The 7,986-nt window shown below is 73.4% G+C and carries 7 protein-coding genes; 4 read left to right on the forward strand and 3 right to left on the reverse strand.

Annotation, left to right across the window (positions count from 1 at the left end; translation table 11 throughout):
* The first annotated feature begins 238 nt into the window (after positions 1 to 238).
* On the forward strand, positions 239 to 1,258 hold the full coding sequence (locus ACFY07_RS24835) for a DUF4331 family protein (protein WP_390871758.1): 1,020 nt from the start codon (positions 239 to 241) through the stop codon (positions 1,256 to 1,258).
* A gap of 189 nt (positions 1,259 to 1,447) precedes the next feature.
* Here the strand turns inward: ACFY07_RS24835 and ACFY07_RS24840 are convergent, their stop codons facing one another.
* Both ACFY07_RS24840 and ACFY07_RS24845 read right to left on the reverse strand, forming a co-directional pair.
* Positions 1,448 to 2,233: a ZIP family metal transporter gene (locus ACFY07_RS24840; protein WP_390871760.1), complete on the reverse strand. Its 786-nt coding sequence runs from the start codon at positions 2,231 to 2,233 to the stop codon at positions 1,448 to 1,450.
* A 321-nt stretch (positions 2,234 to 2,554) separates the two neighbouring features.
* On the reverse strand, positions 2,555 to 3,733 hold the full coding sequence (locus ACFY07_RS24845) for an alpha/beta hydrolase (RefSeq protein ID WP_390871762.1): 1,179 nt from the start codon (positions 3,731 to 3,733) through the stop codon (positions 2,555 to 2,557).
* Between the two features lie 352 nt (positions 3,734 to 4,085).
* Here ACFY07_RS24845 and ACFY07_RS24850 point away from each other — a divergent pair, with 352 nt between their 5' ends.
* On the forward strand, positions 4,086 to 5,312 hold the full coding sequence (locus tag ACFY07_RS24850; RefSeq protein WP_390871764.1) for an MFS transporter: 1,227 nt from the start codon (positions 4,086 to 4,088) through the stop codon (positions 5,310 to 5,312).
* Between the two features lie 310 nt (positions 5,313 to 5,622).
* Here ACFY07_RS24850 and ACFY07_RS24855 read toward each other — a convergent pair whose 3' ends face one another.
* Positions 5,623 to 5,898 (reverse strand): hypothetical protein, encoded by a 276-nt coding sequence (locus ACFY07_RS24855; RefSeq protein ID WP_390871766.1) that lies wholly within the window; start codon positions 5,896 to 5,898, stop codon positions 5,623 to 5,625.
* 671 nt (positions 5,899 to 6,569) lie between these two features.
* On the opposite strand from ACFY07_RS24855, the gene ACFY07_RS24860 reads away from it, so the two are divergent.
* Together ACFY07_RS24860 and ACFY07_RS24865 are read left to right on the forward strand one after the other, a co-directional pair.
* A complete protein-coding gene (locus ACFY07_RS24860) occupies positions 6,570 to 7,607 on the forward strand; it encodes an alpha/beta fold hydrolase (protein WP_390871768.1) in 1,038 nt (345 codons plus the stop codon).
* 233 nt (positions 7,608 to 7,840) lie between these two features.
* The coding region (locus ACFY07_RS24865) for an SDR family NAD(P)-dependent oxidoreductase (RefSeq protein WP_390871776.1) at positions 7,841 to 7,986 on the forward strand (146 nt) is incomplete at its 3' end.

Raw genomic sequence — 7,986 nt, forward strand, 5'->3', positions numbered from 1 at the left:
CGGATGCGGGCCGTGCCGGACCGGCTCGCCCCGCCGCTGTGCGGGGGACAGGGGCGCCGGCCGGGCGCTGATCCGTTGGGGTGTTGTCCGAAGGCGGCGCCCCCGCCTTCGGCCGCGGGACCGCCGCGGCGGGCTAGCGTGACGGCGCCGCGGGCGCACCAGCCGTCCGACGCGCTGCGCCGCGGGAGCGCGGGCGCCCCGGCGGACCCCAGCGAGCAAGCAGCAAGGAAGGCCCGACATGTCCAACCACTTCACCGGCCTCAGCCTCGGACCGCCGCTCGACGACCAGCGCCTCGACCTGTGCGACCTGTACGCCTTCCAGGCCCCCGGTGATCCGGAGCGGACCGTCGTCATCCTCAACGCCAACCCCAACGCGGACGCCCTCCACCCCGACGCCGTGTACCGCCTGAACATCGACAACGACGGCGACGACCTGACCGACATCGCCTTCAGCTGGGTCTTCGACCCGCCGTCGGCCGACGGCTCGCAGACCTACAGCGTCCACATGGCGACCGGTGAGGAGTCCCGCCGGCCGGAGGCGGTCGGCACCAGGATCGTGTCGGGCGCCGCCGTCTCCTTCGGGCCCCGGGCCAACGTGGTCACCAGCGGCGACTACCAGGTGGCCGCGGGCAGCCGCAGCGACGCCTTCTTCTTCGACTTCGACGGGATCAAGAACCTGTTCGACACCAGCGGCAACCGGAACTTCACCGCCCCCCACCTGGGCGGGAAGTCCCCGTGGACGGGCGTCGACTCCAACAGCACGGCCAATGTCTTCTCCATGGCCGTCGAGCTGCCGACCGCCGAGCTGGCGCCCAGCCCCGAACTGCGCATCTGGGGCCGGTGCAGCGTCCTGCGCGACGGTGAGCTCGTCCACGCGGACCGGGCCGGGCATCCCTCGATGAGCAGCTTCTTCAACACCGACGACACCAAGGAGGAGTACAACGCCGGCGAGCCGGCCGGCGACCGGGCCAGGTGGACGGACCAGTTCGTCCACCTGCTGGGCCACACCGGCGGCTACACGCGCGAGGAGGCGATCGCCGCGATCGACGAGCACGGCCTCCTCCCGGACGTGCTGCACTTCGACCCGTCGAAGCCCGCCGCCTACCCCAACGGCAGGACGTTCACGGAGGACGTCATCGACGTCCGTGTCGCGTTCCTCACCAAGAACGAGGCGCCGCCCACCGGCCTGACGCCGCACACCGACACCCTGGACCACTTCCCGTACCTCGGCGACCCCCACCCGGCAGGCGCCTCCTGACGCCGGCCCCTCGGGGGAGCCTTCCCGGGCGGCCGCCCGGCTGCCGGGGAAGGGACGGCGACCGCTGCAGGCGCCGTTCCGACCGGATCGGCGGGTCCTCGCGCAGCGGTCGGCCGGGGCGTCCGACGCCCCGGCCGACCGCGGTGTGGTACCGGTGCGGCCTGGTCCGCGGCCCGGAGCCGGCGGCTGCTACCGGGCCAGGCCGATGACCAGCCACATGAACGCCGTTCCCGCGACGGTGAGCAGCAGGGTGGGGCGGGAGGGGTGCGGAGTGTGCGCCTCCGGCAGGATGTCCGAGGTCGCCAGGTAGAGGAGGAACCCCGCGAAGAAGGCGAGGTACAGGCCGAGGATCCGTTCCGGGATGGCGAAGGCCAGCGTCACCGCCGCGCCCGCCATGGGCGCGATCGCGTCGGCGCCCACCAGGGCCAGGCCGCGCCGGCGGTTGTTCCCGTAGAGCTGCATGATGGTGTAGGTGTTGAAGCCGTCGGCGAAGTCGTGGGAGATCACGGCGACCGCCACCACGGTTCCGGTGGTACCGCCCGCCTGGGACGCCGCCCCGATGGCGAAGCCGTCCATGAAGCTGTGACCGACCAGCGCTCCGGCGGCACCGATCCCGAGGCCCTGGGCCCGGTTCGGGGAGCCGTGGGAGTGGTGGGAATGGTGGTGCGGTACCGCCCCGGGATGCTCGTGCGGGCGGTACTCGTCCTCGTGCGCGCGGTGGATCGCCATCGACCGCTCCGCGATGTGCAGCGCCAGGAAGCCCGACACGAACAGCAGCAGGGCCAGGGAGACACCGAAGAACTCCGCGGAGTCCACCGTCAGCGCCTCCGGCAGCAGATCGAAGGCGATGATCCCCAGCATCAGTCCTGCGGTCAGCCCCAGCACGAGGTGCCGGCGGTCGCTCACGCGCTGGGCGGCCCAGCCTCCGAGCAGCGTGGTCACGGTGGCACCTGCGGCCACCAGGAGAGGTGACATGCCGCACCCCTCTCGAGCCGTGGGCATGGGATCCGACGCGACGTGCTCCGTCCCATCATGTGCTGCGTGCGCACGCACCGCACTCCGAACCGCCGCCCTCCTGCGTCCGATCCGGACCCGTGCCGCAGGGGGTGCCGGACGGATCCCCCGGGTTCCGGTCCGGGTGCGGCGGAAGCGGTCCGGCTCGCCGACCGTCCGCCCCGGGCGCCGCGGAAGGGGTCCTGCTCCCGGCCCGGCCTTCCGGGAAGGCCCGCTGCCCCGGACCTGGACGAGGTCCGGGGCAGCGGGCCCGACGGGTGTGCCGCGCGGGGGAGCGTGGTCCTACTTGCCGTGGCCGGGTGCGTAGAGGGCGTCGCGCAGGATCTCGTTGACCTGGGCGATCGCCTGCTTGGCGGACCTGGTGCCGGCGAGGGCGTTGAGCATGAGGAAGTCGTGGGTGATGGCGGGGTAGTGCGTGTTGGTGACCGGGACCCCGGCCTTGCGGAGCTTCGCCGCGTAGGCGGTGCCCTCGTCGTACAGCACGTCGGAGTCGGTGATCAGGAGTGCCGGGGGCAGTCCGCGGAGCTGGGCGGTGGTGGCGCGCAGCGGGGAGGCGAGGGGCTGGTTGCGGACCCTGGCGTCGGGGGTGTAGGCGTCCCAGAACCACTTCATGGCCGGGCGCGTCAGCCAGCAGCCCTCGGCGAAGCGCTTGTAGGAGGCGGTGTCGAAGCGGCTGTCGGTCACCGGGTAGAGCATGACCTGCTGCCGGAAGCGGGGGCCGCCGCGCTGCTTGGCCATCAGGGTGACGGCGGCGGTCATGTTGCCGCCGACGGAGTCGCCCGCGACCGCCAGCCGACGGGGGTCGACGCCGATGCTGCCGCCGTTGCGCGCGAGCCAGCGGGCGACCGTGTAGGCCTGCTCGATGGCGACCGGGAAGCGGGCCTCCGGCGAGGGCGTGTAGTTGACGAAGACGACGGCCGCCCGGGCGCCGTTGGCGATCTGGCGCACGAGGCGGTCGTGGGTCATGGCGTTGCCCAGGACCCATCCGCCGCCGTGGATGTAGACGATGCCCGGGAGTGTGCCCCGGACCCCGGCCGGGCGGACGATGCGGACGGACACCCGTCCGGTGGGGCCGCCCGGCACCGTGCGCTCGCTGATGTCGGCGGGCAGCTTGGCGACCGGACCGGACTGCAGCTTGTCGAGGACCTGTCGGGCTGCCTTGTAGGACAGGGTGTAGATCGGCGGGCCGTCTGCGGCCGCCAGCTGGTTGAGGAAGTCCTGGGCGGGCTTCTCCAGTGTCACGGGCGGGTTCCCGCACGGGGCGGTGGGGGGCGCGGCCCGGTCGGCCGCGATCCGGACGTCCGCGGAGGAGCGGTCGGCGGCTGCGGCCCCGGCGGCCCCGGTGGTGCGGACCGTTCCCGTGGCCGGTGCGGCACAGGAGCCGATCGAGGCGGCGGCCAGTGCGAGGGCTATGCCGCAGCACGCCCTCCTGGCATTGGAGAGGGTGGAGTGCGAGGTCATGACGGTCCTCATTCCTGACGTGGTCCCCCGAACCACACCCTGGAGACCGGGCGCCGGAACGGCCACTCCTGGTGACCCGAACGGGTCACGTCGCCACACCATGTGACCGCCGCTCCGTGGCCCGGCGGCCCGGCGATCGGTGGGAGGCGCCGCGTCGCCACCGCGGAGTCGACGGCAACCGTCCGACCGCGCCTTCGTACTTGACCGAGCGGTACATAAAAGGTTATGTTATGGACCGATCGGTAAGAAATGAGGGGTTGCCGCGTTGCGGCGCCCGTCGCACGCACTGCGTGCAGGGCAGGCCGCAACCCGCTCCGCCGACCGGCCGGAGAAGTCCTACGAAAGCGGAGTCATGACCGAACAACCGTCGACCGACACGCTGGCCCGGACCGGGCCGCCGGCCCCGGTGCCCGTGGAACAGGCCCCGCCGACCCGAGGCGGGTGGACGGCCGTCACGGCGGTCGCGGCCCTCTCCTTCGTCCTCGTCCTCTCCGAGTTCATCCCCATCGGCGTCCTCCCGCAGATCGCCGGCGGCCTGGACGTCTCCACGGGAAGGGCGGGGCTGCTGGTCGTCGTGCCCGGGCTCGCGGCCGCGATCACCGCGCCCCTGCTCACCGTCGCCTCCGGGCGGCTGGACCGCCGGCACGTCCTCGTCGCACTGGCCGGGGCGGCCGTCGTCTCGAACATCCTGGCGGCGGTTGCGCCCGACATGGCCGTCATGGTCGTCGCGCGGATCGTGCTCGGCGCCGGTGTCGGCGGCTTCTGGTCGCTGGGGGCGGGCATCGCCGCCCGGCTGGTGCCCGAAGCAGCGGTCCACCGCGCCTCATCGATGATCACCGGCGGGATCTCCGCCGCGACGGTCATCAGCCTCCCCCTGGGTGCGCTCATCAGCCACCTGGCGGGCTGGCGGGTCGCATTCGTCGCCGCGGCCGCCGCCGCGCTGGCGGCCCTCGTCCTGCTCGCGGCCGTCCTTCCGGCGCTCCGGCCCACCGGCGGCACGCGCTTCGCGGACCTCACCGCCACGTGGCGCCGCCCCGCCGTGCTCCTGGCGGCCCTGGGGACCGCGCTCGCCTTCCTCGGCCACTTCGCCTCCTACACCTACATCACGCCCTACCTCCAGGAACGCGCGCACTTCGGCCCGACCGCCGTCACGGTGACGCTGCTGGTCTACGGGGCCGTCGGGGTGGCGGGCAACTTCGCCGCGGCCTGGGTCATCGGGCGCAGCCTGCGGGTCGCCCACGTGGGTGCCGCGCTGCTGGTGGCCGTCTCCGTGGCGCTGCTGCCCCCGCTCGCCGGGTTCCCGCCCGTGGTGGTCGTGCTCGTGGCGGTGTGGGGCGCGGCGTTCAACGCGATACCGCTCGCCGTCCAGACGTGGATGCTCCGGGCGTCCGGCGCCTCGCCCGAGGGCGGCATGTCGCTCCTGGTGAGCACGCTGCAGGTCGCGCTGGCGACGGGCTCCTTCGCCGGCGGGTTCCTCGTGGACGGTTTCGGGGTGGGAAGCGCCTTCGCCTCCACCGCCGTGCTCCTGCTGCTGTCGGCCCTGGTCCCTCACGCCGGGGCGCGGGCCGGGCGGCCGTAGCCGTCGGCCGCTGGTCCCGGACCCGCCGGCCGCTGATCCCGGACCCGCCGGCCGCACCCGGTGAACGCGCTGCAGGTCCGCTCCGCGCCACCGGGGCCCGGGCCGGGAGGGGGAGGCCCGGCACTCCGCCCGGTGGCGTCGCTGAACGCACCCTCCCGGAGGCCCCACGGGCCCCCGGGCCGCCCGGCGCCGGTGGGCCGGACCGCCGCGCACACGACGCCGCCGCGTGCCGCCCGGTCCCGACCGCGCCTCCGGCCCGCACACGACCGCCGGCCCACCCGGATCGGGGGGCCGGCGGCCGTGTCGTCGGTCAGTACCTCCCGTAGTACCCGTTGCCGTAGTACCCGCCGTAGTAGCCGTTCCCGTAGTACCCGCCGTAGTACCCGTTCCCGTAGTACCCGCCGTAGTACCCGCCGTTGTCCCAGTCCCCCCAGCCCCAGCCGGGGCCGTGGCTGTGGTGCGTCGCGGCGGCGGGGGCGGACGGGGCGTGCGGGGCCGCCGAGGCGGTTCCGGCACCGAGCGCCAGCGCCAGGGCCGGCGCGGCGGCCGCGGCGGCGATCAGGCGGCGCGTCCTCGAGATGGACATGTGAATCCCCTTCCGGGGAGTGTGCGTGCGGAGTGCGGTGGTTCCACCGGGAAGCCCGCCGTACGGGCTCCGTGCGCGTCGAGCGGTCCTGTGGCCGTGCCCCGGTCGCATCCCGGGGCCGCCTCGACCGCAGCGCTCCTGAGCGTTCTCTCCTTTTGGTTCCCCGCTGCGGGCGCGGCTGGATGCGCTCGTGGCGGGGAATTCGTGGCTCTCTGCCGCGGACTTCCGGGGACGGATCCCCCGGGGCCGGGAACCGCCGCTCCAATGTTCTTGACCGATCGGTACGTAACCGGTTAACGTTAGGGACGAAGCGGACAGAAGGGGATCGGATCCCTGAGGACCGTGACGTCCGAGGGCGGGCCGGCAGCGCCCCCCCCCGGGCCCCCTGCCGCGCGGGAGCAAAGGCGCTCCCCGCCCACCGCAGTCCGGGCGGCGCCCACGACCACCGGCCGCCCGCCGCCCCGGCCTCCTCCCGAGTCCGTCCGCAACCGGCGGCCGGAGCCCCGGCCCGTACGGCGGCCCCGTCCGGCACCGCACCCCGCCGAGGACCCGGCGCCCGCCGGGCGCCCGCGTCCGCGAGGCGGCGCGCGTCCGGACCGCGCGGCCCCGAGTCGCAGACCTGCATCCCCGCCCCAGCGGCCGGGTGCACCAGCACACACCGAGGTACTTTCGTGAACAAGAACCGCAAGGGGCTCCTGAGTGCCCTGGTCGGCCTCATGGCCTTGGCCGCCCTCATCCTGCCCAACCTCTCCAGCGCCGCCGCCAGCGTGGGCGGACCCAGGTCCCAGGCGCCGTCCTGTGCGGCACCGGAGAGGCCGAAGAGCAAGGGCTACGACTCGGCGACCCGTCACGACGCCGCGTTCAACAAGCTGTTCCGCCACTGCTTCACCACCGTCGACGGCGTCCAGATGCACTACGTCATCGGCGGCACCGGCCCCAAGACCATGGTGCTGCTGCACGGCTGGCCGGAGAACTGGTACGCGTACCGCGGGATCATGCCGAAGCTCCTTCCCGGACGGACGGTCATCGCCGTCGACCTGCCCGGCCTCGGCGACTCGACCGGCGAGCCGTCCGACTACGCCGCCGCGACCATGGCCACCTACGTGCACGACCTGCTCGACCGGATCGGCAAGCGGCGCCACGTCGAACTCGTCGCCCACGACATCGGCGCCGGCGTCGCCTACCCGCTCGCGGCCAAGTACCGCTCGCAGGTCGACGGGCTCTTCATGATCGACTTCCCCCTGGTGGGCAAGAACCTGCGTTTCGCCGACTTCAGCAACGTGTCCTTCCACTTCCTGTTCAACCAGCAGTCGCCGCTTGCCGAGCAGCTCGTGACCGGCCGCGAGAAGCAGTTCTTCACCTACTTCTACCCGACGTTCTCCCACTCGCCGAACGTCATTCCGTCGCTTGGCTCCGTCCGGGAGTACATCCGCACCTACTCGCGGCCGCAGGTGCTCCACGGAGGGTTCGAGTTCTACCGCTACTGGCACCAGGACGAGCTCGACAACAACCGTCTGGAGCAGAAGCCGCTGACCATTCCCGTGAGGATGATCAGCGAGCAGGGGTTCCTCAACGTGATGCTCTCCGGCGCGCAGGGAACCACGCCCGAGGCGACCGGCGCGGAGGTGGCCGGCGCGGGTCACTGGCTGGCCGAGGAGGCGCCGCAGCGCGTCATCGACGAGATCAACGCGTTCTACCCCGCCAAGTAAGGCGCCCGCAGGCCGCCGGCGACACGACAGCCGCCTCTCTCACCGCAGGGTGACACCGCCGGCCTGCCCCCCGTCCGGGGTCCGGCCGGCAGGAGCGGCCGATCCCTCAGAACCCACCCCGCCCCGTGCGCGTGCAGGTGCGGGTGCAGCGAGGAAGCCGCACCCGCACCGGGCGAACCGCACGAACCACCGCATCCCCCGGGCGCTCGCCCGTTTCGATCAGGAGTCACATCATGGGACAGCTCGAGGACAGGACCGCCGTCGTCACCGGCGGCACCAGCGGTATCGGCCTGGCCACCGCCCGGCGCTTCGCCGCCGAGGGTGCGCACGTGTTCATCACCGGCCGCCGCCAGGAGGCGCTGGACGCCGCCGTCGCGCA

Origin of the sequence: Streptomyces sp. NPDC001380, assembly GCF_042895785.1 — a bacterium.
Classification (GTDB): Bacteria; Actinomycetota; Actinomycetes; order Streptomycetales; family Streptomycetaceae; genus Peterkaempfera.

Coding starts and splice junctions, on each gene's coding strand:
- ACFY07_RS24835 (WP_390871758.1), top strand. CDS start 239: ATGTCCAACCACTTCACCGGCCTCAGCCTCGGACCGCCGCTCGACGAC.
- ACFY07_RS24840 (WP_390871760.1), bottom strand. CDS start 2,233: ATGTCACCTCTCCTGGTGGCCGCAGGTGCCACCGTGACCACGCTGCTC.
- ACFY07_RS24845 (WP_390871762.1), bottom strand. CDS start 3,733: ATGACCTCGCACTCCACCCTCTCCAATGCCAGGAGGGCGTGCTGCGGC.
- ACFY07_RS24850 (WP_390871764.1), top strand. CDS start 4,086: ATGACCGAACAACCGTCGACCGACACGCTGGCCCGGACCGGGCCGCCG.
- ACFY07_RS24855 (WP_390871766.1), bottom strand. CDS start 5,898: ATGTCCATCTCGAGGACGCGCCGCCTGATCGCCGCCGCGGCCGCCGCG.